The sequence below is a fragment of the Aquabacter sp. genome (assembly GCF_965279295.1).
Classification (GTDB): domain Bacteria; phylum Pseudomonadota; class Alphaproteobacteria; order Rhizobiales; family Xanthobacteraceae; genus Aquabacter.
In genome coordinates this window covers 252,358-277,739 of record NZ_CBDIHQ010000017.1, presented here as the reverse complement: position 1 = coordinate 277,739, position 25,382 = coordinate 252,358, and the positions used below count along the sequence as shown (strand labels likewise).

General features: G+C 66.5%; 25 protein-coding genes. 7 read left to right on the top strand and 18 right to left on the bottom strand.

The window, feature by feature from the left end:
* Position 1: 1 nt before the first annotated feature.
* From ftsH to ADADO0_RS15860, 14 genes are all read right to left on the bottom strand, one after another.
* Complete coding sequence (gene ftsH, locus ADADO0_RS15925) at positions 2 to 1,927, bottom strand: ATP-dependent zinc metalloprotease FtsH (RefSeq protein ID WP_511306155.1); 1,926 nt, start codon at positions 1,925 to 1,927, stop codon at positions 2 to 4.
* A 97-nt stretch (positions 1,928 to 2,024) separates the two neighbouring features.
* The gene (gene tilS, locus ADADO0_RS15920) at positions 2,025 to 3,125 is read right to left on the bottom strand and encodes a tRNA lysidine(34) synthetase TilS (protein ID WP_511306154.1); all 1,101 of its coding nucleotides are present in this window, start codon (positions 3,123 to 3,125) and stop codon (positions 2,025 to 2,027) included.
* Positions 3,112 to 4,053, bottom strand: coding sequence for a tol-pal system protein YbgF (ybgF, locus tag ADADO0_RS15915; protein ID WP_511306153.1), 942 nt, complete (start codon positions 4,051 to 4,053; stop codon positions 3,112 to 3,114). Before ybgF ends, tilS begins: the two co-directional genes overlap by 14 nt.
* 178 nt (positions 4,054 to 4,231) lie before the next feature.
* Complete coding sequence (gene pal / locus ADADO0_RS15910) at positions 4,232 to 4,678, bottom strand: peptidoglycan-associated lipoprotein Pal (RefSeq protein ID WP_511306547.1); 447 nt, start codon at positions 4,676 to 4,678, stop codon at positions 4,232 to 4,234.
* A 335-nt stretch (positions 4,679 to 5,013) separates the two neighbouring features.
* Positions 5,014 to 6,327 (bottom strand): Tol-Pal system beta propeller repeat protein TolB, encoded by a 1,314-nt coding sequence (gene tolB / locus ADADO0_RS15905; RefSeq protein WP_511306546.1) that lies wholly within the window; start codon positions 6,325 to 6,327, stop codon positions 5,014 to 5,016.
* A gap of 190 nt (positions 6,328 to 6,517) precedes the next feature.
* Positions 6,518 to 7,372 (bottom strand): cell envelope integrity protein TolA, encoded by an 855-nt coding sequence (gene tolA / locus ADADO0_RS15900; protein WP_511306152.1) that lies wholly within the window; start codon positions 7,370 to 7,372, stop codon positions 6,518 to 6,520.
* A gap of 101 nt (positions 7,373 to 7,473) precedes the next feature.
* A complete protein-coding gene (tolR, locus tag ADADO0_RS15895; protein WP_511306151.1) occupies positions 7,474 to 7,926 on the bottom strand; it encodes a protein TolR in 453 nt (150 codons plus the stop codon).
* 3 nt (positions 7,927 to 7,929) lie between these two features.
* Positions 7,930 to 8,802 (bottom strand): protein TolQ, encoded by an 873-nt coding sequence (gene tolQ, locus ADADO0_RS15890; protein ID WP_511306150.1) that lies wholly within the window; start codon positions 8,800 to 8,802, stop codon positions 7,930 to 7,932.
* A 223-nt stretch (positions 8,803 to 9,025) separates the two neighbouring features.
* Positions 9,026 to 9,562: a tol-pal system-associated acyl-CoA thioesterase gene (gene ybgC / locus ADADO0_RS15885; protein WP_511306149.1), complete on the bottom strand. Its 537-nt coding sequence runs from the start codon at positions 9,560 to 9,562 to the stop codon at positions 9,026 to 9,028.
* Between the two features lie 28 nt (positions 9,563 to 9,590).
* Positions 9,591 to 10,625: a Holliday junction branch migration DNA helicase RuvB gene (gene ruvB, locus ADADO0_RS15880; RefSeq protein ID WP_511306148.1), complete on the bottom strand. Its 1,035-nt coding sequence runs from the start codon at positions 10,623 to 10,625 to the stop codon at positions 9,591 to 9,593.
* 103 nt (positions 10,626 to 10,728) lie between these two features.
* Positions 10,729 to 11,343, bottom strand: coding sequence for a Holliday junction branch migration protein RuvA (ruvA, locus tag ADADO0_RS15875; protein ID WP_511306147.1), 615 nt, complete (start codon positions 11,341 to 11,343; stop codon positions 10,729 to 10,731).
* Complete coding sequence (locus tag ADADO0_RS15870) at positions 11,340 to 11,768, bottom strand: anthrone oxygenase family protein (protein WP_511306545.1); 429 nt, start codon at positions 11,766 to 11,768, stop codon at positions 11,340 to 11,342. The genes ruvA and ADADO0_RS15870 overlap by 4 nt, the downstream gene beginning before the upstream one ends.
* Positions 11,769 to 11,806: 38 nt before the next feature.
* A complete protein-coding gene (gene ruvC, locus ADADO0_RS15865; protein ID WP_511306146.1) occupies positions 11,807 to 12,316 on the bottom strand; it encodes a crossover junction endodeoxyribonuclease RuvC in 510 nt (169 codons plus the stop codon).
* A 117-nt stretch (positions 12,317 to 12,433) separates the two neighbouring features.
* The gene (locus ADADO0_RS15860) at positions 12,434 to 14,788 is read right to left on the bottom strand and encodes a hypothetical protein (RefSeq protein WP_511306145.1); all 2,355 of its coding nucleotides are present in this window, start codon (positions 14,786 to 14,788) and stop codon (positions 12,434 to 12,436) included.
* 281 nt (positions 14,789 to 15,069) lie between these two features.
* On the opposite strand from ADADO0_RS15860, the gene ADADO0_RS15855 reads away from it, so the two are divergent.
* Positions 15,070 to 15,489, top strand: a complete 420-nt coding sequence (locus ADADO0_RS15855; RefSeq protein ID WP_511306144.1) for a MerR family transcriptional regulator — start codon at positions 15,070 to 15,072, stop codon at positions 15,487 to 15,489.
* A 61-nt stretch (positions 15,490 to 15,550) separates the two neighbouring features.
* On the opposite strand, the gene ADADO0_RS15850 is transcribed toward ADADO0_RS15855, so the two are convergent.
* Complete coding sequence (locus tag ADADO0_RS15850) at positions 15,551 to 16,813, bottom strand: glycoside hydrolase 5 family protein (RefSeq protein WP_511306143.1); 1,263 nt, start codon at positions 16,811 to 16,813, stop codon at positions 15,551 to 15,553.
* Positions 16,814 to 16,958: 145 nt separating this feature from the next.
* Here ADADO0_RS15850 and ADADO0_RS15845 point away from each other — a divergent pair, with 145 nt between their 5' ends.
* Complete coding sequence (locus ADADO0_RS15845; RefSeq protein ID WP_511306142.1) at positions 16,959 to 17,861, top strand: methyltransferase domain-containing protein; 903 nt, start codon at positions 16,959 to 16,961, stop codon at positions 17,859 to 17,861.
* A gap of 3 nt (positions 17,862 to 17,864) precedes the next feature.
* Here ADADO0_RS15845 and ADADO0_RS15840 read toward each other — a convergent pair whose 3' ends face one another.
* From ADADO0_RS15840 to ADADO0_RS15830, 3 genes are all read right to left on the bottom strand, one after another.
* Positions 17,865 to 18,563, bottom strand: coding sequence for a DUF1045 domain-containing protein (locus tag ADADO0_RS15840; RefSeq protein ID WP_511306141.1), 699 nt, complete (start codon positions 18,561 to 18,563; stop codon positions 17,865 to 17,867).
* A 32-nt stretch (positions 18,564 to 18,595) separates the two neighbouring features.
* Positions 18,596 to 19,729 (bottom strand): alpha-D-ribose 1-methylphosphonate 5-triphosphate diphosphatase, encoded by a 1,134-nt coding sequence (locus tag ADADO0_RS15835; protein WP_511306140.1) that lies wholly within the window; start codon positions 19,727 to 19,729, stop codon positions 18,596 to 18,598.
* Between the two features lie 66 nt (positions 19,730 to 19,795).
* Positions 19,796 to 21,349, bottom strand: a complete 1,554-nt coding sequence (locus ADADO0_RS15830; protein ID WP_511306139.1) for a glycosyltransferase family protein — start codon at positions 21,347 to 21,349, stop codon at positions 19,796 to 19,798.
* A gap of 167 nt (positions 21,350 to 21,516) precedes the next feature.
* On the opposite strand from ADADO0_RS15830, the gene argB reads away from it, so the two are divergent.
* The 5 genes from argB to ADADO0_RS15805 all read left to right on the top strand — a co-directional run bounded on the left by argB (position 21,517) and on the right by ADADO0_RS15805 (position 25,250).
* Positions 21,517 to 22,422 carry an acetylglutamate kinase gene (argB, locus tag ADADO0_RS15825; RefSeq protein WP_511306138.1) on the top strand — a complete coding sequence of 302 codons (906 nt, stop codon included), beginning with the start codon at positions 21,517 to 21,519 and terminating at the stop codon, positions 22,420 to 22,422.
* Entirely contained in the window at positions 22,419 to 23,132 is a 714-nt protein-coding gene (locus ADADO0_RS15820; RefSeq protein WP_511306137.1) for a pyrimidine 5'-nucleotidase, read from the top strand. Before argB ends, ADADO0_RS15820 begins: the two co-directional genes overlap by 4 nt.
* Complete coding sequence (locus ADADO0_RS15815) at positions 23,129 to 23,992, top strand: GNAT family N-acetyltransferase (RefSeq protein WP_511306136.1); 864 nt, start codon at positions 23,129 to 23,131, stop codon at positions 23,990 to 23,992. Before ADADO0_RS15820 ends, ADADO0_RS15815 begins: the two co-directional genes overlap by 4 nt.
* Positions 23,993 to 24,088: 96 nt before the next feature.
* Entirely contained in the window at positions 24,089 to 24,733 is a 645-nt protein-coding gene (locus ADADO0_RS15810; RefSeq protein WP_511306135.1) for a TetR/AcrR family transcriptional regulator, read from the top strand.
* A 103-nt stretch (positions 24,734 to 24,836) separates the two neighbouring features.
* Positions 24,837 to 25,250, top strand: coding sequence for a DUF2852 domain-containing protein (locus ADADO0_RS15805; protein ID WP_511306134.1), 414 nt, complete (start codon positions 24,837 to 24,839; stop codon positions 25,248 to 25,250).
* Positions 25,251 to 25,382: the final 132 nt, after the last annotated feature.

The window sequence follows — 25,382 nt, the reverse complement described above, 5'->3', positions numbered from 1 at the left end:
ATCAGGCCTGCGGCTGCGGCTCGACGCTACCGGGGGAGCCGCCCGGACGGGGGCGGTTCTTGCCGGCGGTCGGCACGGCGGAACCGCGCGGATTGGCGGGTTCGATCACCGTGTCGCGCACCGGCGGCTTGCCGTCGAGCAGGTCGATGATCTCGTCGCCGGACAGGGTCTCGTACTCGAGCAGGCCGCGTGCGAGGTTTTCCAGCTCCTCGCGCTTCTCGCTGAGAATGCGGGTCGCCTCGGTGTAACCTTCGTCCACCAGACGGCGCACTTCCTTGTCGATGGTCTGTGCCGTGGCTTCCGAAACGCTCTGGGTGCGCCCCATGGACATCCCCAGGAACACTTCGTCCTGGTTGTCGCCATAGGCCACCTGACCCAGTTCCTCGGAGAAGCCCCAGCGCGTCACCATCATCTTGGCAAGGCGGGTGGCCTGCTCGATGTCGGAGGCGGCGCCAGACGTCACCTTGTCGTGGCCGAACACCAGTTCCTCCGCGACGCGTCCACCCATCATGATGGCGAGGCGCGACGTCATCTGCTCGTAGGACATGCTGAGCTTGTCACGCTCGGGAAGCTGCATGACCATTCCGAGCGCACGACCGCGCGGGATGATGGTGGCCTTGTGCACCGGATCGGTGGCAGGCACCGAGAGCGCGACGATTGCATGCCCGCCTTCGTGATAGGCGGTCAGCATCTTCTCTTCTTCGGTCATGACCAGCGAGCGGCGCTCCGCTCCCATCATCACCTTGTCCTTGGCGTCCTCGAAGTCGCTCATCGTGACCATGCGCTTGTTGCGCCGAGCAGCCATGAGTGCGGATTCGTTGCACAGGTTCGCAAGATCGGCACCGGAGAAGCCCGGCGTGCCGCGCGCGATCACCTTGAGGTTCACGTCCGGGGCGATCGGGATCTTGCGGGCATGGACCTTCAGGATCTGCTCGCGGCCGACCACATCCGGGTTCGGCACCACGACCTGACGGTCGAAACGGCCGGGACGCAGCAGCGCGGGGTCGAGCACATCGGGGCGGTTGGTGGCGGCGATGAGGATAATGCCCTCGTTCGCCTCGAAGCCGTCCATCTCGACCAGCAACTGGTTGAGGGTCTGCTCGCGCTCGTCATTGCCGCCGCCGAGGCCGGCGCCGCGATGGCGGCCGACCGCGTCGATTTCGTCGATGAAGATGATGCACGGGGCATTCTTCTTCGCCTGCTCGAACATGTCGCGCACGCGGCTCGCGCCGACGCCGACAAACATTTCCACGAAGTCAGAGCCGGAGATGGTGAAGAACGGCACGTTGGCTTCACCCGCGATGGCGCGGGCGAGCAGCGTCTTACCGGTGCCCGGAGGGCCGACGAGCAGCACGCCGCGCGGGATGCGCCCGCCGAGACGCTGGAACTTCTGCGGGTCGCGCAGGAAGTCCACGATCTCGGTGAGGTCGCTCTTGGCTTCGTCGATGCCAGCCACGTCCTCGAAGGTGACGCGGCCGTGCGCCTCGGTCAGAAGCTTGGCGCGGCTCTTGCCGAAGCCCATGGCCTTCCCGCCCGCGCCCTGCATCTGGCGCGAGAGGAAGATCCACACGCCAATCAGCGCGATGAACGGCAGCCACGAGACCAGCAGGCTCACGAACCACGGCACATTGTCCGAAGGCGCGCGGGCGGTGATCGCAACGCCCTTGCCGTACAGCCGCTGAACCAGCGACGGATCGTTGGGCGCATAGGTCTGGAACTGGCGGCCGTCCGTGAAGGCGCCGGAAATATTCGGCCCCTCGATCACGACGTCACGCACGCGTCCCTGGTCCACGTCGGACAGGAGCTGGGAAAACGAGATTTCGTTCGCGCTCGTGCGCTGCCCCGGGCTCTGAAAGAGCGAGAACAGTGCGAGCAGCAGCAGAACGATGATCACCCAAAGGGCGAAATTACGTAAATTGGCGTTCATTGATCCCTCACGGGGACCGCATCAGCCGCGCCTTCGCTCGAACTCCGCCCATCTTCGGCGGCCTGTCGCGCGATCTCGCTCCCGTTGCGTCCGTCCCCTAATCTAGGTGTCGGGCCCTGGCTTGCCAAGGACGCGAGGCACCATCGGATTGAATTTGCCGCGATTGGCTTATTTTTCGGCCTCTTTCGGGGGCGCGGCGAACCACGATCTCCCCTTTATCCAACATCACGAGCGCGCCCGCGAGGGTCCGCGTGACCCGTCCCTGCCCCAGCGCTGCATCGCTGGGGACGGCCATGAGGGCGGCGTGAAGCCGCTCGGCCTTGGCAAGTTCCACCGCGCCCTCGCTGGCGAAATCGGCGCAGGTGGACATCAGGATACGCAGCGAAATTTCCTGCGGCAGGGCAAGCAGCGCACCCGCGTCGAAGCGCACCAACTGCGCCGTGCGCCCCAGGGTGCATTGGGCGGCGGCCTGCGTGGCGATCTGCGCGAGCGCCGCCTCGGCACGGGCCATGCGTTGCGCCAGCACCGCAAAGCGCGGCGCATCAAGACCTTCGGCCGCGAGGGCTGGGGCGAGCTTGCGCAGGCGCGGACGGGTGAAGCGGGGGTCTTCATTGCTCGGGTCGCTGATATAGGCCGCACCAGCCGCCTCAAGGGCTGAGATCAGCCCAGCCTTGGGGATATCCAGAAACGGGCGCAGCAAGACCAGTCCCGCCGCCTGAGAAACGCTACGCATCGCCGCGAGCCCGGAAAGGCCGGAACCGCGCGCCAGCCGGAACAGCACGGTCTCCGCCTGGTCGTCCAAAGTGTGCGCCAGGGCGAGGGCACCGGCGCCGATAACGCCCGCATGTTCGCGCAGCAGCCCATAACGGGCGGTGCGGGCCGCTTCCTGGATGCCTCTGGCCGGCTTGTCTCCGGTCCAGGCCAGGGTTGCATGCGGCAGGCCGAGGCCATGGCAGGCGCGCGCGACACTCAGTGCCTCCTCAGCGGAGGCGGCCCGCAGGCCGTGGTCGATGGTTGCCACATGAAGCGCGGGGCCGTCGGCCCGCGCCGCCCGCCAGCGCGCCGCAAGCAGCATCAAAGCGGTGGAATCCGGGCCACCTGATACCGCGAGCAACACAGCGGAATGGCCAAGGAACGGCGCGAACAGGCGCTCCAGCGCCGCCGGATCGAAAAGGCCGGTTGCGTCAGCAGCCGGCACGCTTCTGCTCGCGCTCAACCGCCTGCCGCACGCTGGAACTGGCGCGCGGATATTTGCGGTCCACCTCGCCGAGGGTCGCGCACGCGGCCTCGCGCTCGTTCAGGCCGGCAAGCGACTGGCCCAGGCGTAGCAGCGCCTCGGGGGCGCGCGGGGCGTTGGGGTATTTGGTGGAGACCTGGAGGAAATTCTCGGCGGCATCCTTGTAGTTCTGCCGCAGGAACAGGCTCTCGCCGAGAAAATAGGTCGCCTCCGGCACCAGACGGTCGGTCGGATAGGTCTGGAGGAATTGCCGCAGCGTCTGGTCCGCGGCGGCGAAATCCTGGCGCTGGATATAGCCGTAGCCGAGATCGAACAGATCCTTGGGATTGTTGGATGTCGGCAACGCGGCCGTCTGCATGCCAGGACGCCCGGCGCCCCCCGGAACAATCTCCGTCGGGCCGGAGAGCCCGGCCGAGCTGCTTCCCGGCGAGCCGAGCGCCTGCGGCACGCCCGGTGCGTCCGGCGCGGCATTGGGGTCGAAAGCGTCGGACCGTCTGCCAGTGCCGGTGCCGGCCGGCGGCATCCCCGGCGGCGGCAGTGGGGCGCTGGAGGGGACAGAGACCGGCGCGCGATTGGCGGTGGGCGGCGGCAGGGCGGCGGCGGGCGACCCGCTCGGCGGACGCGGCGCCCCCGCTTCCATCTGCTGGAGGCGGAACTGAAGCTGCTCCACCTGCCCGGTGAGCTGGCGAACGGTATTTTCCAGCCGGTCCATCCGCAGCACCATTTCGGACTGGGCGGCCAGCGCCGGGTCCGGCTGCTGCTGCACATTGGCCGGCGGCTTGAAAATATCGGTGAAGATGTTGCCGCTGGATTGGGCAAGCGCCGGGACAGCAAGGACCGGGCACAGGGCGGCGGCGATCAGGAGCGCGCGGAAACTCAGGCTTGGCATCATCCGCATTCGGTCAGAGGGGTCGGCCAGGATCGGCTAAAGCTCGGCCCGGCAAGGCGCCCACCTTAGGGGAGGGATCGCGTCCAAAGTGTGACCCACGCGCAGCTTCCGCGCACATGAAAACGCCGGCGCTTAAGGGCGCCGGCGCTTCTCATTCAGGACCAGTACACTTGCGCGATCAGGAGGCGCCGCCGGTGTTCAGCACCGTCACCGCACGCCGGTTCTGAGACCAGCACGAGATGTCGTTGCACACCGCCACCGGCCGTTCCTTGCCGTAGGAGATGGTGCGCATGCGCGCCGGGTCGATGCCGCGCGAGGCGAGATAGTCGCGCACGTTCTGGGCGCGCTTGGCGCCGAGCGCGATATTGTATTCGCGGGTGCCGCGCTCATCCGCATGACCTTCGATCGTGAAGGTGTAGCGGTTGTACTGCTGAAGCCACTGGGCCTGGCGCTCAAGGGTCGCCTGGGCCTGGGGAGACACGTCGGTCTGGTCGGTCTCGAAGAACACGCGGTCGCCGATGGCAACGACGAACTCTTGCGGCGAACCGGGAGGACCACCCGCGCCGCCGGCGGCACCAGCTGCGTTAGGATCCGGCGTATTGGCACAAGCGGCCAGCGCCAGCATGAAACCGAACAGGGCGGCAAACCGGAAGCCGCGTACAAAACCAAAATCAAGCATCCGGTAATTCCCTTCTCAACGCGACCGGCCATGTCCGTGTAGCAGGCGCAGAGTTAAGCGAACGTTCCGTTACGCGGCGCGAGGGGCCTGGACGGGAACGCCACGCCGGCCCTCGATGCACAAGCCGCAAACATGGTTTCCAAATGGTTGCGGCCGCTGCGACCGCGCGTGCCGTTACTGATGGCGCGCCATGGCAGCATGATGGCGAAGGCGTGGGACGAGGAAGGCGCCAGAAGCCATCCGCCGCATGTGGCGGATGGGCAACAGGTGTCCCGCTCAGGTCAGGAGCGCAGCGGCGACCAGGCCGGGTCCGAGGCAAAGCTCGGGGTCGGCACGCGCAGTTCGTTGTAACCGGTCACGTCGATGGTGAAGAGGCTCGGCCCGGCGGCGCCCTGGGGATCGCGGAAGAACATGATGACCCGGCCGTTGGGCGCGAAGGTGGGACCTTCGTTGTGGTAGCCCTCGGTCAGCACCCGCTCGCCGGTGCCGTCCGGCTTCATCACGCCGATGGCGAACTTGCCTTCCGACTGGCGGGTGAAGGCGATGATGTCGCCGCGCGGCGACCAGACCGGGGTGGAATAGCGCGCATTGCCGAACGAGACGCGCTTGGGTCCCGAACCATCGGCATTCATGATGTAGATCTGCGAGGAGCCGCCCCGGTCGCTCTCGAAACAGATCTGCCGCCCGTCCGGGGAATAGCAGGGAGCGGTGTCGATGGCGCTGGTGTCGGTGAGGCGCGTCGTCGACTTGGACCTGAGGTCCATGACGAAGATATTGGTGTTCGCCCCCTGCTGGAGGCTCATGATCACCTTCTGCCCGTCAGGCGAGAAGCGCGGCGAGAAGCTCATGCCGGGGAAATTGCCGACGATCTCGCTCTGCCCGGTCTCGATGTTGAGAAGAAGAACCCGCGGGTCCGACTTCCCATAGGCCATGTAGGTGATTTCCTGGCTGGTCGGCGAGAAGCGCGGCGTCAGCACGAGATCATCGCCGCGCGTGAGATAGCTCACGTTCGCCCCGTCCTGGTCCATGATGGCGAGGCGCTTGACGCGGCGGTTCGCGGCGCCGCTCTCGTCAATGAACACGATGCGGGTGTCGAAATAGCCCTTTTCGCCGGTCAGACGCTCATAGATGGCATCGGCGATGATATGGGCGACCCGCCGCCAGCTGGCTTGCTGGATGACATATTGCTGGCCCACCAGTTGCTGGCCGGCGAACACGTCCCACAGGCGAAACTCCACCTTCAGGCGCCCGTCGCTCTGGCGCGTCACGCGGCCGGTGACGAGACCCTGCGCATTGATGGTGCGCCAGTCCTGGAAGCGGGGCGCGAGGTCGGGGTTCTGGATGTTCTCCAGGAACGCCTTGGGGTCGATCGGCGCGAACAGGCCGGACCGCTTCAGGTCCGCGATGATGACGCCGGAGATCGCCCGCCCCTGCTCCACATCGCCCACCAGATCGGTGATGGCGATCGGGATCGGCTGGGGCGCGCCGGACTGAATGTCGATCCGCAGCGCCGCCTGCGCCGACGAGGCCCCCAGCAGCGAAGGCGCGAGGAGACCGCTCGCCGCGCCCGCCACCACGAACTGGCGGCGGCTCAGAAAGGGGGCGGCAAGGTCCAAGGCGCTCTCCGGGGCTTTGGCGGTCTCGGAGGCTTTGGCGGTCTCGGAGGCTTTCGTCACAGGAACCTCTTCTTCTCTCTCTCGCCGGCGCCGGTGGGCGGCGCGCACGCGAAATTCGGGTCTGGTGCGGCCTCAAGGCGAGGCCGGGGCATAGGAGAGGCGTCGCGCGTCACGCGCCGCCGAACATGTTGGGGAAGAATCTGGGCTCAAGCTCTTTCCAGAGGTCGTACTTCTCTGCCTTGAACATGGTGTAGGGCTGGCACTGGATCAGCGCCCGGATGGCGCTGGCGGCAAAGGCGTCGAACACCTGCCGCTGGTCCGGATTCATCACGCCGTCGGTGATGACAGGGGTCTGCGCCAACGTCCCGTCGCGGTTCAGCCGCAGCAGGATGTAGGCGTAGAGCTTGTCGTCATTGACGTGCGGCATCTTCCAGCACTGCTTCACCTTCTCGCGGAAGGCGTCCTGCTCAGACAGGCTCAGCGCGGGCGCATCGCCCTTCGGCGCGCCGAGCGAGGAAATCTGGGAGACCTGCGACCCGGTCGCCGCCTGGCGCTGCGGCGCCCGCTTGTCCAGCAGCGCGGCGATTTTGTCGGCGTCGAACTTCTGGTCGGTGGGCGGCTGTGGCGTTGCGGCCTGAACCGGCGGCGCGGGCTTCTTTGGCGGAAGCGGCGTCGGTTGGGCCTGCTGCTGGGGCTTGGGCTCTTCCTTCTTGGGCTCCGCCTTCAGCGCCTCGTCCACCTTGGGCGGCGGCGGCTCGACCTTGGCCTGCGCGGGCGCCGGCGTGGGCTTCTGCTCCTCGACCTTGGGCTGGGGCACAGGCGGCGGCGGCGGGCTCGGGGCGGTCGGCGCCACCTCCTGCTTCTCCGTCACCTTCAGAGTGGGATCGGGCGTCGGCTTTTCCTCAGCCACCTTCTCGGCCACGATCTTCGGCGGCTCGGCGGCCTTGCCCTTTTCATTGCCCTTAGTGACTTTGGACATCTCGGAGGCTGAAACCACCTCAACCGGGATCGCCTGGGGCGCCATGTCAAATTGCCTCGGCGACGCGAAGGTCACCAAGGCGAGGACAAGGATGCCCCCATGAATAATGGACGATGCGACAAGACCGACCCGCATCCCGCTCCTTTTCAGCCCCCCTGCTCCACTTCGGTCACCAAAGCCACGCGCTTGAATCCGGCGCCTGAAAGGCGGCCCATCACCCGCATGACCGTTCCGTAGTCAACCTTCTTGTCGCCGCGCACGAACACCCGCTCGTCCATGCTGTTCTTCGTGGCGACCTGCAATTTCCCGACCAGATCGGCATAGGGGACTTCCTGGTCGCCGATGAAAATCTGGCCCTTGTCGTTCACCGATACGGTGATCGGGTCTTTGTTCTGATCCATCGACTTGGCGCCGGTCTGCGGCAGGTCGATGGGCACGCCCACGGTGAGCAGCGGCGCCGACACCATGAAGATGATGAGCAGCACCAGCATGACGTCCACCATGGGCGTCACGTTGATTTCGGCCATCACCGACGTGCCGCGCTTGCGGCGCGAGCGTCGGCCCTGCCATCCCCCCGCAGATCCGCCGGACATTCCCATGGCTCAGTTCCCGCTCCGCTCGTCGATCTGGCGCGACAGGATCGCGGAGAACTCGTCGGAGAAGCCTTCCAGCCGCTGCGCCTGACGGCCAAGCTGGGTAATGAACTTGTTGTAGAAGATGGTCGCGGGAATGGCCGCAAAGAGGCCGATTGCGGTCGCGAGCAGTGCTTCCGCGATGCCGGGCGCCACCACGGCGAGGCTGGTGTTCTTGGAAGCGGCGATTGACTGGAACGAGGTCATGATGCCGATGACCGTTCCAAACAGGCCGATGAACGGCCCAGCCGAACCGACCGTCGCGAGCACCAGCAGGCCCTTCTCCAGCCGCTCCACCTCGCGGCCGATGGTGACGTCCATCACCTTTTCGATGCGCTGGTTGAGGCCGGCAAGCGAGCGCGTGCCGCTCTCATACGTGCGCTTCCACTCACGCATGGCGGCGACGAATATGGCGCCCATGGCCTGGTTGGGACGACCGGCGAGCGAGCGATAAAGGTCCTCGAGGCTCTGCCCGGACCAGAACACCTGCTCAAACTGGTCCATTTCCTTCTTGGTGCGCGCGAACTGCCGGGTCTTGTCGATCACGATCGCCCAGACCCACACGGACGCGGCAATCAGGCCCACCATGATGAGCTTCACCACCAGGGAGGCCTGCATGAACAGGCCGATCAGCGTGACATTGGCTGCCGCGGCGCCATCTCCGGCGAAACCCGTCTGGCCCGCGGGCGCGGCGACCGTTCCGGCGGGAGCGCCGAGCGACTGGGAACCACCGACCGGCGCACTGGGCGCAGCGGTCTGCGCATGGGCGAATGACACCGACACGGCGAGAAACAGCGCGGCGGCCAGGAACAGGCGCGTCGAAAGCGTCTTCATCAACGTCATCAGGCCAATCCTGTCGGGAATCATGTGTCGGTCCCTTATCCGCCCAGCCTTGCCGCAGCGCAGCCGGATTGCTCGCTGCCGCCGGCAAACGCTGTAAACGTCTGCGCCATGGCAGACGCCACGCGGTCTTTGACCGGTTGAGTCTGTCCAAACTTTGACGGCAGGCCGCTGCGGCGCGCCCTGCGCCGCTTCCACACAACACACCAACAGGGTTAATGCACCGTTATCGCTGCGGTGCAACAGTGCCGTTTTCGGCGGTACCCGCGTTTGCATCTGCCAGCGTTGCCCTGCGCAGGGCGTCCGGAATGCGCCGGGCGCGGCCCTGGGAAACGAAGGCGATGCGGACATTCGCCGAAACCAGCACCTCGCCGTCGCGCCGCACGCTCTGCGCCAGCATCAGCGAGGCGCCGGCCACTTCCTTGGAGAGCGTCACCACCTCGAGCACATCGTCGATGCGCGCGGGTTTGAGGAAATCGAGCTGCATGGAGCGCACGACGAAGTGAAAGCCGGGCGCTTCCGCCGCCGCCTCTGCGAACAACTCCCCCTGCACGACGCCGAGCAGGCGGATGTAGTCCGAGCGTCCGCGCTCCATGAAGCGGAGATAATTTGCGTGATAGACGATGCCGGAGAAATCCGTGTCCTCGTAATAGACCCGCAGCGCCAGGCTATGGCCGCCGGGGATGAGCCGGCCCGCCAGATGGGGATGCTGCTGGAGTTCGCCGGGTGTCACCGCCCGCTCCCCGGAAATGTCGTTGTTCATGCCGTTTCCATGCCGTGATGACGAAGCCCTACTCTCCGTCGTCGAACAAAGGCAAGGCCGTCGGCGGTTTCTGCGGTTCAGGCAGGCCAAGATGACGGAACGCGCCGGCAGTGAGCATACGCCCGCGCGGGGTGCGCTGGATGAAGCCCTGCTGCACCAGGAACGGCTCGACGATCTCCTCAATGGCATCGCGCGGCTCGGACAGCGCCGCCGCCATCGTGTCGACCCCCACCGGCCCGCCGGCGTAATGCACCGCGATCATGGTGAGATAGCGCCGGTCCATAGCATCGAGGCCGGCATGGTCCACCTCCAGCGCCAACAAGGCCCGGTCAGCGATGACGCGGTCGATGCGCTCGCTCTCCGCCACCAGGGCGAAATCGCGCACGCGCCGCAGCAGCCGCCCGGCGATGCGCGGCGTACCGCGCGCCCGCTTGGCGATCTCGGTGGCGCCATCGGGCGCGATGCCGATGCCCATCACCCGCGCGCCGCGCGTGACGATATATTCCAGTTCCTCGACCGAGTAGAAGCCGAGCCGAACCGGAATGCCGAACCGGTCGCGCAGCGGCGTGGTCAGCAGGCCCGAGCGGGTGGTGGCGCCGACCAGCGTGAATTTCGGCAGCGATATCTTCACCGAACGCGCCGCCGGCCCCTCGCCGATCACCAGATCCAGCTCGAAATCCTCCATTGCGGGATAGAGGATTTCCTCCACCGCCGGGGAGAGCCGATGGATCTCGTCGATGAACAGGACGTCGCGCTCTTCCAGATTGGTCAGGATGGCGGCGAGATCGCCGGCCTTGGCGATTACCGGGCCGGAGGTCGAGCGAAACCCCACCCCCATCTCGCGCGCCATGATCTGCGCCAGCGTGGTTTTGCCGAGGCCGGGCGGGCCGACGAACAGCACATGGTCCAGCGCCTCCTGCCGGACCCGAGCGGCCTTGATGAACACCTCCAGGTTCGCCCGCGCCTGCGCCTGCCCGACGAAATCCGCCAGCCGCTGCGGCCGCAGCGTCGAGTCGGTGTCGTCTTCCGTGCGCTTTTCGCCGGTGACAAGGCGTGTGTTCATGTTGGCCTTATGCCGTTTCGAGTCGCGTTGAGTCTAACCGCTGCCGCGCAGCGGCACCACGGCGCACGCGCGCAGATCCCCGCAGGCGAGACTCGCCTGCGGGCTACTTCGCCAGTTCCCGCAGCCCCAGGCGGATGAGCGTTTCCGTCGTCGCCCCCTCCCCCGCTCCGCGCGCGGCGGCGGCGATGGCGGCGGAGGCCTGGGGAACGCCGTAGCCGAGGTTGGTGAGGGCCGAGACGGCGTCCGATACCGGCCCGCCGCCGCGCGTGGGCGCTTCGCCGGAGAGTTTCGCGAGCATGGGATCGGCGCCCGTCACCGCCGGCGTTTTGTCCTTTAGCTCGGTGACAATGCGGGTCGCCACACGCGGACCAACGCCAGGCGCGCGGGCGACGGTCGCCTTGTCCCCCAGTGCGATCGCCTCGGCAAGTTCCGAGGGGCGCAGGGTCGAGAGAATCGCGAGCGCGGTCTTGGCGCCGATGCCCTGGACCGCCTGGAGCAGGCGGAACCACTCGCGTTCGGATTCCGACTGGAAACCGAACAGCCGGATCTGGTCCTCGCGCACGAAGGTCTCGATGAACAGCACCGCAGCCTCGCCCACCGCCGGCAGCGCCTGGAGGGTCCGCCCCGAGCAGTGCACGAGATAGCCGACGCCATGCACGTCCAGCACCAGATGGTCGTCGCCATAGCTGTCGATGGTGCCCTTCAGCTTGCCGATCATGGCAGTGCCGCCCAGACGAAGACGAGGGTGGAGAGAACGCCGAGGCCGGAACGGATCATGTGGAGTTGGCCCCAGATTTCGATGAGTTGCGTGGTTTCCGCCCCGGCTTGCGCCTCCGGGGTGTCGAACAGCTTCCGGTTGGTCGGCATGATGGCGATGAAGGTATAGGGCCAGTTGGCGCCGATCAGAACTCCCCCCGCCACGAACTTCCACTGGCCGGTGGCGAAGAAGGCGACGACACCCAGAACGAGCCCCAGCGCCGCCAGCGGCGCCTGCGTGGCGAAGCCCCGGCGATAGGCCGGCTTCCACTGGCGCAGTTGGGACACGGGGTCGAGCATCAGGCGGGCCGGCTGCTCCACGAGGTTCACGTAGAGCGCGGCCCCGGTGAACAGGGCGGCCACCACCAGCGCGAGAAGTCCCCAGATCATGTCACCCCCCACTCATCAGGCGCGCGCCCGCTTCCCTAAAATAGCGCAAGCCGCGCCCGCGCGGCCGCTCCACGATGATGCGCGTGCGTGATCGCCACCGCCAGGGCATCGGCGGCATCTTCGGTTTCCGGGGTCGAGGTCGGCAGCAGGATCCCGATCATCATGCGTATCTGGTTTTTCTCCGCCCGCCCCGCGCCCACCACCGTCTTTTTCACCAGCAGGGCGGCATATTCCGCAACCTCAAGCCCCGCCTGCGCGGGCGCGAGCATGACCACGCCGCGCGCTTGCCCGAGCTTAAGGGTGGACGAGGGATTCATGTTCACGAACGTCTCTTCCACCGCCGCCTCCTGGGGCGAAAAGCGGCGGAGCACGTCGGTCAGGCCCTCGTGGAGGCGCGCCAGGCGCTGGGCCATGGGCGCCTTCTCCGGCGGCAGGATGGTGCCGCAGGCGATAAAGCCGAGGCGCGAGCCGTCCGCCTCGATGACGCCCCAACCGGTCCGGCGCAGGCCTGGGTCAAGGCCCAGAATGCGAATCACATTGCGCATGAGCGGAAAGTGCGCCGCGCGGGTCGCCCGACCAAGAGTTTCTTGCTCGCAAGGCGCGGGGCGTTCCACACCACCGCGCTTCAGCTTCAGGTCGGCGAGGGCGGAGCTGAACCCCTGTCAGGTGCCGGATGACGTGCGCTGGACCGAGGCTTCCGCCGCCGTGTCCCATTCTGGCTTGGTTGTCACCGCGTTCGCTGTCTTGTCGATGGAGGTCGGGGCGAACGATGTCACTGTGCTGCGGGCGCGGTTCAGGCTGGCGTCATCGAGCTTGCGCGCCACCTCATCGCGCTTGCGGGCGCTGGCGGCATCGCCTTGGGCGGCGGCGACGGAGAACCATTTGAAGGCCTCTGTCTGATCCGCCTGTCCGGCGAAGCCGCGCGCATAGATCACGCCGAGATTGTGCTGGCTGTCCTTGAGCCCCGCTTCCGCCGCCTGGCGGAACCATTTCAGCGCGGCCGGCCAGTCCGAGCGCCCGTCCGCGTCACCGGTCGACATGACGCCGAGGTTGTGCATGGCGAGAACGTTGCCGCGTTCGGCCGCCCAGGTATAGAGACGGCGGGCCTCTGCGGGGTTGCGCTCGGAAAATTCATAGACCGCGCCGAGCCGGTAGGCTGCAGGCACCGATCCGCGCGCCGCCGCATAGCTCAGCCACTTGATGGCGTTCGCCGCACTGGCTTCCGTACCGCGACCATCCGCGAAGCGGGCGCCCACCTCGTAAGCGGCGGCGGGATCACCCGACAACGCGGCCGTGCGCAGGGCATTGGTCCCCACTGGCGCCGGCAACTTCGCCAGTTCGAGCGCCTGCACAGGCGCCCCCGACGCAGCCTTGGCCGTCGTCTGGGCGCTTCCCAATTCCGGGCGCGCAAAGGATTCGCTCGGGCGGGCGATCTGCAGAATGGTCACCCCCGCCAAGCCGACGGCGGCGGCGACCACCGCTGCACGACCGGCGAACACGAGGTGCCCCTTGCGGCGCACCTTGCGGGCACCCTTCTCGCGCTGCTCGGCGCGTGCTGCTGCGGCAACCCAGTCGGTGCGGACCGTCCGCTCGTGAATCACTTCGTCATCACCAAGCGCGGTCTCGAAAATCCGCTGGTCGAGATTAAATGCGGGCCGCACAACAAATGCGTTGGAGAAACGCGCGGCGGCTTCGCGGCTGCGGCGCGAGGGCGCCACCTCGATGTCGGCGAGATCCTGAAGCTGAAGCTCCACTTCGCGGATCATGAAATCTTCGGTGCGCAGTTCAAAATCCTGCTGGCGTGCCTCAAGCGCGGCAAGGCCGCGCTTGAGGCCCACCACGGCGGGGGCGTCATCGCGTGCGGACAGGCGCAGCGCCACCGCTTGCACGGCTTCGGCCGACACGTCGGCGGAGGCGTGCTGCAGGTCTTCCATCTGGCTGGAGAGGCGGTGAAGCGCCTCCTCGATGCTGTCCAGGCGGTCCAGCCGGCGGTTCGACGCCACCACCCGCTCGGTCAGCGCCACGAGATGGCGCTCAATCACGTCCACCAGCGGATCGAGGGCGGCGGCATCCACGCCAGAGGCGGCGGTGCTGCTCTCAACCAATTCCGCCAGTTGATCGGACAGGGCGCCGGCAATGTCTTCGGGAAGCGTGCCGATCTGGCGCGTGAGACCCTGAAGCCGGGCATTCAGCGCGACGACCTCGCGTTCAGAACGCTCCTGGCCCTGCGCGGTGGCACGAACCACGGCGCGGATGTCTTGCGTCGCCTGCGCCAGCGGCTCAAGCGCCAATGCCGGGCCGGTGGCTCCCTGAAAGACGCGATCCACCGTACCGCGCAATTCCGCGACCTGGAGTTCAAGGCGACGCAGGGACACCGGGTCGAGGGCCTTCGCATTCAGAAGGTCGATCTTGCGCCCAAGTGCACCCACGGCTTCGGCGAGCAGCACGGAATGCTCGGCACCCTCGAAACGCTGAAGCGTGGCGCGGATGGCTGCCAGCTCGGCGGTGAGGTGCGGCGCTTCCGCGATTTCGAGAACCGGCTCGGCCTCGGGGGAGATATAAGCAACGGCGATATCGGTAGGAAGCCAAGGCGAGATATTGAACGGCGCATCCACCAAAATCGGCTGTAGGGAAACCACGCGATTCGGCTCAACCGCGACCGGAGCAATCTCTGGCTCGGCAGGTTTGGCCTGCGCTGCGCGCGGCTCGGCTGGAAGCTCAGGGGGCGACGCAAAAGCTGTAGGCACCTCTGCACTAAGCTGCGGTGCCACAGCGTCCTGCGCTTGAGCGTCCCTAATCGCGACCCGATTCATCTCGGCGGCTTGGGCTCTGGTCTCCTCCGCGATGGTTTCCCGCATCCGGGCGACCCGCTCGCGCAGAATATCCAGGGCACCCGGCGCGAATGCGGGGGGCACCGGCGGTTCGATGCGCCGCGTGCGAAGCGGCGCTTCGGCAGCGGCCACCTTTTCCGGGAGAGCAGCGATCTCGTTGTACCTAGGCTTGGACATGGGCTCCATGCCCGCCTCCCTCGACCGGAGATGGGCGGCGCGTAAACGCCGCGACGAATCTCACTCAGAATCGATGGGTTTGGTAAATCGCTGGTTAACGCGCCAAAAATGGCTCCATGTAACTGTTACTTTCCCTTAGGGAGCCTGCAACCTTCTCCCCCCGCAAACCCTTTGCCCCTATGTGAATGTTCGTTCGCCGGCGGCGCAGACTGATTTGCCCCGTGCGGTTGGAGAATCGTCACATTTAAGGCCGCTCGCCAGCGCGCGGCCCCGGTAGATGGAGAGTGCGGATGGACGCGAACGCTTTCGGCTCGCGGGAAGCCATGTCTCAGCCCGGCAGGACCTATGCGAACGACGACGTCTACACCATCGGCGATCTCGCGCGTGACTTCGCCGTGACCCTGCGTGCCCTGCGTTTCTACGAAGACAAGGGCCTGCTTGCACCGCGTCGTGAAGGTCTTGCCCGGCTCTATTCCGGCACCGACCGCGAGCGCCTCACGCTGATCCTCAAGGGCAAGCGTCTCGGCTTCACCCTTGCGGAAATTCGTGGCCTGGTAGCGGCGCACGAGGGAAATGCCGGCAGCAAGGGTCTCGCACTCACTCGCGAACGCTGCCTCAGCCAGCTCTCGCAGCTTGAGCGACAGCGCACTGAGATCGATGCGGCCATCACCGAGCTGCGCGACACCGCTACCCGCCTCGCGGCGGCCTGAGCGGTTTTTTTTATGCCCAGGCGGCCGAACGATATCGGCAGCCTGGGCATAGGTTTACTTTTTATCGCACCTCGAACGGGATGTTTCCTGTCGCGGCCGCGCCTCGCCCGTCCCGCACCGTCACGAACAGGCGATAGCGGCCGGGCTCCAGATCGACGATTTTGACGCCGGTACCGGTCGGCTGTCGCAGCCCAAGGGCGAACGAGGCCGGCACCGGCTCAGCGTCTCCGCCGACGCTGCGGACATGGGTTTCGGCCATGATCTGCCATTCCACCTTCAGCGGGTCGCCGTCGGGATCGGTGGCGGACAGCACCGCCTCGGCGCCGGTTCCCCGGTCAAAACTGGCGGAACCATTGAAGCGCAGGCTGAGAATGCGCGGCGCATGGTTGCCCGCGCCGCCCGGCGTCTTGCCGCCCCACGCCTCCGCCATCACCTCCACCGGCTCGGTCCACTCCCCGGTCGGCAGGAACAGGCTGTGCCAGGTCGGCGTGACCTCTTGCTTCTGGCCCCAATAGAACGGCATGGCGCCCACCTTCGCCTGGGCCAGAACCGCGAGATAGCGGCGCAGCTTGTCGGCCTTCTCGGTGCTGGTCAGTTCGATCGGCGCGCGCCACGGCGCCTTGCCTGCCTGCCATTGCCCGAGGGCCCCCAGCTCTGTGACGATGATCGGGCCTTTCCAGCCCTGGAGGCGCGCCCGTGAGATCAGGGTGAGCAGGCTGTCGCCGTAGGCGTTGAGGCCGAGGAGATCGACCGACGGCGCGAGCCGCATGAGGGACGCCACCTTGTCCTCGCCGGTATCAGCCAGAACCGCCATCACCGGATGGGCGGGGTCGAGCGACTTCACCAGCTTCGCGGCCTCCTCGATCGCCGGCCACACCGACAGAGCCTGATCGGGACTCAACTCGGTCTCCACCTCGTTGCCGAGGCCCCAAGCCAGCAGCGCAGGGTGGCTGTGATACCGCTCGACCATGACCCTGAGTTGGGCAAGCTGGCCCTCCACCACCAGGCGGTTGGAATAGTCGAAACCCCGGCGCGGATGCTCCAGCCAGAAGCCGACGATCACCTTGAGCCCGGCTCTCTGCGCCGCATCCAGGATTTCTCCGGGCTCCTCGCCATAGGTGCGCAGCACGGTCGCGCCGGTCGCCCTGAGGTCGGCGAGGCGGTCCATGCCCGCCGCGCCGTTGGCGATGAACGGCACCCCGTCCACGAGCAGGTCCATTCCGCGCACGCTGACCGCGCTGGCGAACAGCGCGCCGGGCCACACGAGGGCAAGGGCGGCAATGAGGGGGGCGTTTAGCCGGCGGCGAATGAGAGGGTGACGCAACGATATCCTCCTTGGATGGGAGGGAGACAAACTCAGGATCATGTACTTATTGTGCCGGGACGCCCGCGCGCAACACATGCCTGTGACGCCAACCGGCTCCGGCAAGCCTCGTGCAAGTGGGCGCGCGAAAGCTTATATCCCTGACATGAGCGCCCCTCTCGTCTTCGACCGCGCATTGCTGCGCCGCCGCCTCGCCCGTGCCGCGGTGCTGGGGCCGGCGGAATTCCTGGCAGACCGGGTAGCGGACGACATGGCCGAGCGGGTCGGCGCCGTAAAGCGGACCTTCCACAACGCGCTGGACCTCGGCACGCCCACCGATGCGGTGTTCCAGGCGCTGCGCGGCTCACCCATGATCGGACATCTGATTCGGGCCACGCCGCTGCCGTCTCGGCGCTCTCCCGACATCCCCGCCGTGGTGGCGGACGAGGAAGCCCTGCCTTTCGCCGATGTCACGCTCGATCTCGTCGTGTCTGCCCTCTCCCTTCAGAATGTCAACGATCTGCCGGGGACGTTCGCCCAGATCCGCCGCGCCCTGAAGCCCGACGGGCTGTTCCTCGCGGCGATGATCGGCGGGGCGAGCCTGACCGAACTGCGCGATGTGTTCGCGGTGGCGGAGAGCGAGACCACCGGAGGCGTTTCGCCCCGCATCGCCCCGTTCGCGGACGTGCGCGACCTCGGCGGCCTGCTCCAGCGCGCCGGGTTCGCGCTGCCGGTAACCGACGTCGACCGGATCACCGTGCGCTATTCCAATCCCTTTGCGTTGTTTGCCGACCTGCGTGCCATGGGCGCGACAAACGCACTGGTGGAACGCCGCCGCCTGCCGCTGCGCCGGGAAACACTGGCGCGGGCCGCCGCGATTTACTCCGAGCGGTATTCAGATGCGGACGGACGCGTGCGGGCGACGTTTGAAATCGTCTGGTTGTCCGGCTGGACGCCGCACGAGAGCCAGCAGAAGCCGCTGCGCCCCGGTTCAGCGAAGATGCGCCTCGCGGACGCGCTGGGGACACGGGAACAGGCGACCGGAGACAAGCCGGACAGCCTTCGGTAGGCGTCAGACCGCCCGCAGGGGTACGCGGGCGAGGATGCGGAACCGCTCGCCCGGCGCGTCCTGGCGATAAAGCGCGACGTCGGCGACGGTGAACGGCAGATGCCCGCCCGATGCGTTGAAGGCGTCGGCGAGCGCATTGCAGGCGTGGGAGAGCACATCCGCGTCCAGCGGCCCGGTGAGGGTCATGTGGAACCGGAATTCATCCAGCACATAGGGGTAGCCGTAGCTCTCCAGCAATTCCCGCTGGCGCGCAGAAAGCGCCTCCGGCCGGCGCCGCTCCATCTCCGCCGTGCTCAACGGCGCGCGAAACGGCTCCAGTTCGGTGACGGCGCAACTGGCGAGATCCAGCAGGGCGGGAGAGGGGGCAGCGGGCACCAGCGCGATGAACGGGCCGATCTCCCGCACCTCCAGGGACGCCAGTTCGAAGCAATGGTGCTCGTCGGCGAAACGTTCAAGGGCGTCCAGCAGGCTCTCCTGCGTACAGTCCCGCGCAAGGCGGAACGGCGCCTTCAGGGTGCCGTGGAACCCATAGCGGCGCGGCGCGGCGGTGAGCGCGTGCCACGTCTCGGCGTCGAAGCCGGGGAGGTCGGGGGTGGAAACATCCGATCCGGTTTCCGCGTCATAGCCGATAATGCCGGAACCGAAGGTCCACACTGCGCTGTCGGCCGGCGGGGCAAGATAGACCGCATAACGCACGGACATGCCGACACTCCCTTGTTTGCGGTCAGCCCAGCTTAGAAAACCCGTGCGCCGCGCACCAGGACTTCACGCACCACCGGCGTGCCCTCGAACAGGCGGAACCGGACAATATCTGCGCGCAGTCCCGGCGCGAGCCGTCCCCGGTCATGCAGGCCGGCCATGCGGGCGGGTGCGCTGGTCACCAGCGCCATCGCCTGCGGCAGGGGAATGCCGCCGCGATTGAGGCTCGCCACCGCCTGGAGAAGGCTCGCGGGCACGTAATCCGACGCCAGCGCATCCAGCAGGCCGGCGGCCGCCAGTTCCTTCATGGCGACACCACCGGAATGCGAGCCGCCGCGCACCACATTCGGCGCACCGCCGATGGTGGTGAGGCCCGAGGCATGGGCGGCGCGGGCGGCCTCCACAGTGGTGGGAAACTCGGAAATCGTGCACCCCGCCGCCCAAGCGTCGGACACATGGGCAGCCGTGGTGTCATCGTGACTCGCCAGGATGATCTCGGTGCTGCGCAGCAGCGCCGCGAGGCGATCGAAATTGCCCGCCACAGCCGCCCTGCCCCGTTCGGTGCGCTCGCTCAGTTCGACCTCCATCTCATCGACGGTCTTGCCGATGCCGAGCAGGAAGGTGCGCAAATGGTCGAGATTGCGCCACTGCCGTGTACCCGGCGTGTGATCCATAAGCGAGGCGAGGCCAACGCCGGGGCGGGAAAGCTCCGGCTCCACCAGTTCCACCACGCCGGGATCGGTCAGCTCGCAGCGCAGATGGATGCGGTGGTCGGCCCGAAACAGCGGAGCGCCGGCCTCCACTGCCTCAAGCATGATCCCGAACAATTCCCGGCGAACCGCCTTGGCCTGGTCGAACCCGCCGGCGCAGATGGCGTCGAACACCGTCGTCACCCCGGAAGCCACCGTCTGTGCGTCATGGGCCAGCGCCGCCGCCCTTCGGTCCGGCCAGATCACCTTCGGCCGGGGCACGAAATGGCTCTCCAGCGCATCGGTGTGAAGGTCGATCAAGCCGGGGCCAACGAAATCGCCGTCACAATCCTGCGCACCGGGCAGATGGGAGCGACCCGGCTCGACCGACGCGATTCCGCCGTCGCGGATGACGAGGGTTCCCTCCTCCACACGGTCTTCGCGCAGCAGCAGGGCATTGGTCAGGACGATTTCAGGCACGCTGTTCAGTCCTCGCTGCGGAGTCGCGCCCGCTGTGTCACGCCATCATGACGCCGGCGTGACGTATCAGGATGTCGGTTTCTTCACCTTATAGAGCTGGAACCGGGCGCCTTCCTGCACCAGCGTCAGACGGTCAGGGTCCGGGTCAAGCTCGCCGCGCTCGGTGAACAGCAAATAGACATAGTCAAAATGCTCCGGCCAGAAGTCCCAATAGCGCGGGCCATCGGGTGTCTTGTCGTCGGCGCTGAGCAGGAATTGCTCAAGGGTGGGCGGATTGCCGTCCTCGGTATCCACGAAATCCCGGTAGGGCGGGTTCACCCGAAGGATCTGCTTGCCCGCCACGTTGAAGGCGGTGGTCACAAGCGCCGACTTCTCGATGATGGCAAGGCAAGCGGCGTGGACAAGCCCAAGATCCGTGGGGTCCGATCCCCCACGCGGATCGGCATAGACCACCAGAACCCGCGACCCGCGCTGGATCTTGCTGACCGATTGCTGAAACGAGGCGGTCCAGCGCGTCAGCCGGTCCCACACCAGCTGGACCTCCCCGACCCGAATCGCCAGCAGGATCAGCAGGACCACCGTGAAGCCCCGCCGCACCATGCGGTGGCGCAGGTCCACACGGATCGAGGCAAGCACCATAAAGGCGAGGGCGATGGGCAGGCGCTGGTCCGCCATATAGGTCGCGAACGCAGTGCGGGGCATGGCGAGATAGATTACCCCGCCCACCACCAGGAGCGGCACCAGGAACGAGGAGGTGCGCACCAGGCTATGACGCAGCGCCCAAAGGCCCGCGAGCACAACGACACCTGTCAGGGCGAAGGCGACATAGTCGTAATAAACATTGATGACGAACTCGATGCCCTCGCCCTTGCCCTGGGGCAGCCAATAATTCTGTCCCGAAAGCCCCATCGTGGGGCTCATGGCGAGCAGCGGCAGGGCGATGACGAACGGAAAGCCGCCGGCGCAGAATTCGAAGATCCGGACCTTCAGCGGCTTGCCCCGCGTCTCAATGAGTCGGGCGATCTCGAATGAGAGAATGCCGATGCCGTACACACCCAGCGCCACGAGATGGCAGAAGAACAGGGCGATGATGAAGCCGGCGGAGACCAGATAGCGCACCTTCCGCTCGCGCAATGACACCCAGCCGGCCAGCGCCACCAGGGCGAGGCCGATGCCGAAAATGTAATTCATCACCCCGATCAGGAAGATGCCGTTGTACAGCAATGGGAAAGCCAGCAGCGATGTGGCGGACCATGTGCCGAACAGCGCCCGATTCAGCGCCAGCGTGCCGAAGGCGATGAGCGCAAAGCACATCAGCGTATAGATTTCCCCGGCGAAATAGATGTCCGTGAAGCGGTCGATGACGGGCACCAGCAGGTCCATCATCAGATTGGGAATCACCGCCCATTCCAGCGAATAGAACCGCTTAAGATCCGGGTCCTGCGGCAAAGCGGAGATGATCCGCATGCGCGAAAGGTGGTTCACGTAGTCCGACAGCGGCGGGATCGGGTGCGTGAGGATCGGCACCGCAACGACCGCGAGGCAGAGCAAGAAAAGAAGTGCAATGAGGCCACGGCTGAGGTCGGCGGGACGGCGGCCGGGATGGGGGTCCAATATCATCAATACGCGTCCAGGAGGGGGCCGCGGCAAGCCGCCAGCCCTCCCTCTTCGGGGCCAAATGTGTTCGTTGCGGGATTGCCTTAGCATTGGTCCAAGGAACAGGCATTCAACTTTTCGCGGTGATGGTCTATGAGGGCGCCGCCCGCCGGAAACGAAAGATCCCAGCCATGAGCGTTCAGACCCCCTACGTCGACGTGCAAGGCCAGCTTCAGGCGGAGGTCCTCGCGAAGGCCCTGCCGCACATGCAGCGTTACGATGATGCCATCGTGGTCGTGAAGTACGGCGGCCACGCCATGGGCGACGAAGCGGTGGCCCGGAACTTCGCGCAGGACATCGTGCTGCTGGAACAGTCGGGCGTGAACCCGGTGGTGGTGCACGGCGGCGGGCCGCAGATCGGTGCCATGCTGGCGAAGCTCGGCATCAAGTCGGAATTCGCGGCCGGGCTGCGGATCACCGACAAGGCGACGGTCGAGATCGTCGAGATGGTGCTGGCCGGCTCGATCAACAAGCAGATCGTCGGCTTCATCAACGCGGCCGGCGGCAAGGCCATCGGCCTGTGCGGCAAGGACGGCAACATGGTGATCGCCAAGAAGGCGACACGCACCATCGTCGATCCCGACAGCAATATCGAGCAGGCGGTGGACCTCGGCTTCGTCGGCGAGCCCGACAAGGTCGATACTATGGTGCTCAAGCAGATTCTGGGGCGTGACCTGATCCCGGTGCTCGCCCCCGTGGCGGCAGCGGAGGACGGCGGCACCTACAACGTGAACGCGGACACCTTCGCCGGCGCCATCGCCGGCGCGCTCGGTGCCAAGCGCCTCCTGATGCTCACCGATGTGCCGGGCGTGCTGGACAAGAACAAGCAGCTCATCCCCCAGCTCACCATTGCCGAGGCGCGGCGGCTGATCGCCGACGGCACCGTCTCGGGCGGCATGATTCCAAAGGTCGAAACCTGCATCTACGCCCTGGAGCAGGGCGTGGAAGGCGTGGTGATCCTCGACGGCAAGGTACCGCATGCGGTGCTGCTGGAGTTGCTCACCGACCTTGGCGCGGGAACCCTCATCACCCGATGACCCACATCAACGAGCCCGCCGCCTCGCGCGGCTTCGAGGATGTGGAGACCTGGGTCTTCGATCTCGACAACACGCTGTACCCCGCACAACACGACCTGTGGGGTCAGCTCGATGCGCGCATGCGCGACTATGTGGCGAACTTCCTCGGCGTGACGCCCGAGGAAGCCTTCGTGGTGCAGAAGGATTATTACCGGCGCTACGGGACATCGCTGCGTGGGCTGATGATCGAGCACGGGCTCGATCCCACGCCCTTCCTGGCGCATGTGCACGATGTAGACCTGACGAACCTTGAGCCCTCGCCGCGCCTTGCGGCGGCCATCGAGCAGCTTCCCGGCACCAAGCTGGTCTATACCAACGGCTCGGAGCAGCACGCCAAGAACGTGCTGGGCAAGCTCGGGCTCGGCGGGCATTTCGCCGCCGTGCACGACATCGTCGCCGCCGAGTTCCATCCCAAGCCGACGGAAGAAGCCTATCAGCGGTTCCTGCGTGCCCATGGCGTCGAGCCGACACGCGCCGCCATGTTCGAGGATCTCGCCCGAAATCTTGAGGTGCCGCACCGACTTGGGATGGCAACCGTGCTGGTCATCCCGCCCGACGAGCGCGTCGATGCCAGCGAGAGCTGGGAGTTCGAGGGCCGCGAGGCGTCATATGTCGACCACATTACTGATGATCTTGCGGGGTTCCTGGAACAGCTAGGCTTGGGTGCATGAGTGATATTCTCGTTATGGACGACGTGCGCGCGCTGACACCGGCGGAAATCGAGATCGCGGTCCAATGGGCTGCGAACGAAGGTTGGAACCCCGGCCTCAACGATGCCGCCGCGTTCCTGGCGCAGGACCCCGAAGGGTTTCTCGGTGTGTTCGAGGGAGACGAACTGGTCTCCTGCATCTCGGCCGTCACCTATGGGCACGCCTTCGGCTTCGTCGGCTTCTACATCTGCCGGCCTGATCGGCGCGGACAGGGCCTCGGCATGTCGGTGTGGCGCGCCGCCATGGATCGTCTGGGCGACCGTACCATCGGCCTCGATGGTGTCGTGGCACAGCAGGACAATTACCAGCGCTCCGGCTTCGAGCTGGCCCACCGCAACATCCGCTATGGCGGCAAGCCCGCCGAACTGCCCGGAGCGGGTGGGATTTCGCCGGTCGATGCCATGTCCATGCCGGCCCTTCTCGGTTTCGACCGGCAGTATTTCATGTTCGATCGGCCCCATTTCCTGGAGAAATGGCTGGTGCCGTCCGAAGGCGTAGCGCTGGTCGCGCGCACCGAAGGCGAGATTTCCGGCTATGGCGTGGTGCGCCGCTGCCGCGAGGGCCACAAGATCGGCCCCCTGTTCGCGGCGGAGGACGACACCGCGCGGGCGCTCTATGCCGCGCTTTCCAGCGCCGCATACACCCTGGCCCCCGACGAGCCGCTATTCATCGACGTGCCCGAACCCAATACCGCGGCGTGCGCCCTGGCCGAGGAGGCGGGCCTCACGCCGGTGTTTGAGACCGCTCGCATGTATCGCGGCGATGCACCGGCCCTGCCGCTGGACCGGATCTACGGCATCACCAGCTTCGAGCTGGGATAGACAGCAACGCAAAGCCGCTCCGCTATCGACGGGGCGGCGGGCGTCATGTAAACAACGCTAACATGACCTCGACCATTTCATGATCCGGACCTTTTCATGAGCTGGTCAAAGCCCGGCAGCGACAACGCGCGCGGCTACCACCACGGCAACCTCAAGGAAGCCCTGGTGCGCGCGGCGCTCGAACTGATCGCGCAGAAGGGCCCGGGCGGTTTCACCTTTGCCGAGGCGGCCCGGGTCGCAGGCGTGAGCCCGGCGGCCCCCTACCGGCATTTCCGCGACCGTGAAGAACTGATGGCGGACGTCGCCCGGCGCGGCTTCGAGGCGTTCGAGCGGGCCCTGGCCGGCGCCTGGGACCACGGCAAGCCCGACCCGGTCTCCGCGCTCGACCGGCTGGGCAAGGCCTATCTCGCCTTCGCCAGCACCCAGTCCGCCTATTATTCCGCAATGTTCGAGGCCAGCATTCCGCTGGATTCGAGCGCGGAGATGCGTGCCGCGGGCGACCGGGCATTCGGCGTGCTGCGCACTGCCACCGAGGCCATCGCCGCAACCTTTCCGGCTGCGACGCGCCCGCCAGCGCTGATGATGGCCTTGCACATCTGGTCCCTCGCCCATGGCATCGCGGCCCTGTTCGCGCGCGGCGATGGTGCCCGCCGCTCCCTGCCCATGACGCCCCAAGACCTGCTGGAAGCCGGCGTGCTGATCTATCTCCAGGGCCTCGGCGCACCGTCCGCCGGCACCTGACGCCGGGCCCTTAAAAAACGATATCGCCGGTGACTTGCGTTCCTTGACAGGGGGTCATGCCAATCCTATCTATGTAAATGTTATTAACATTCACCGTGAGGACATGGCAGTGCCTATCGTAGCGAAACTCGACGATCTCGGGTCCGGAGCCTGGATCGCCCTGGCGGTTCTCGGCTTCGTTTTCTGGTGGCCGCTGGGACTTGCCCTCACGGCCTTCACCATCGGCAGCGGGCGCGTCGGCTGTGGAAGCCGCATGGCGCGCTGGCAGGACAAGATGGACCGCATGGGCGAGCGCATGGGTCGCCCCGGCAACTGGGGACCCTCGGGCAGTGGCAATCGCGCGTTCGACGAGTACCGCTCGGAGACCATCCGGCGTCTCGAGGACGAGCAGCGCGAGTTCAAGGACTTCCTGCACCGCCTGCGGATGGCCAAGGACAAGGCCGAGTTCGACCAGTTCATGGCCGAACGCCGTCGCAACGGCGGTCAGCCTCAGGGCGAGCCTTCCTCGCAGTCCTGAGCCGCAACGCCTTGACCAACCAAGCCGCCGCCCCTCACCGGGCGCCGGTTTTTTGTGTGAGGAAGCTCTGTTGAGTTGCAATAATTACTTTGGAACCGTCGTGGCCGGGCTCGTCCCGGCCATCCAAACGGC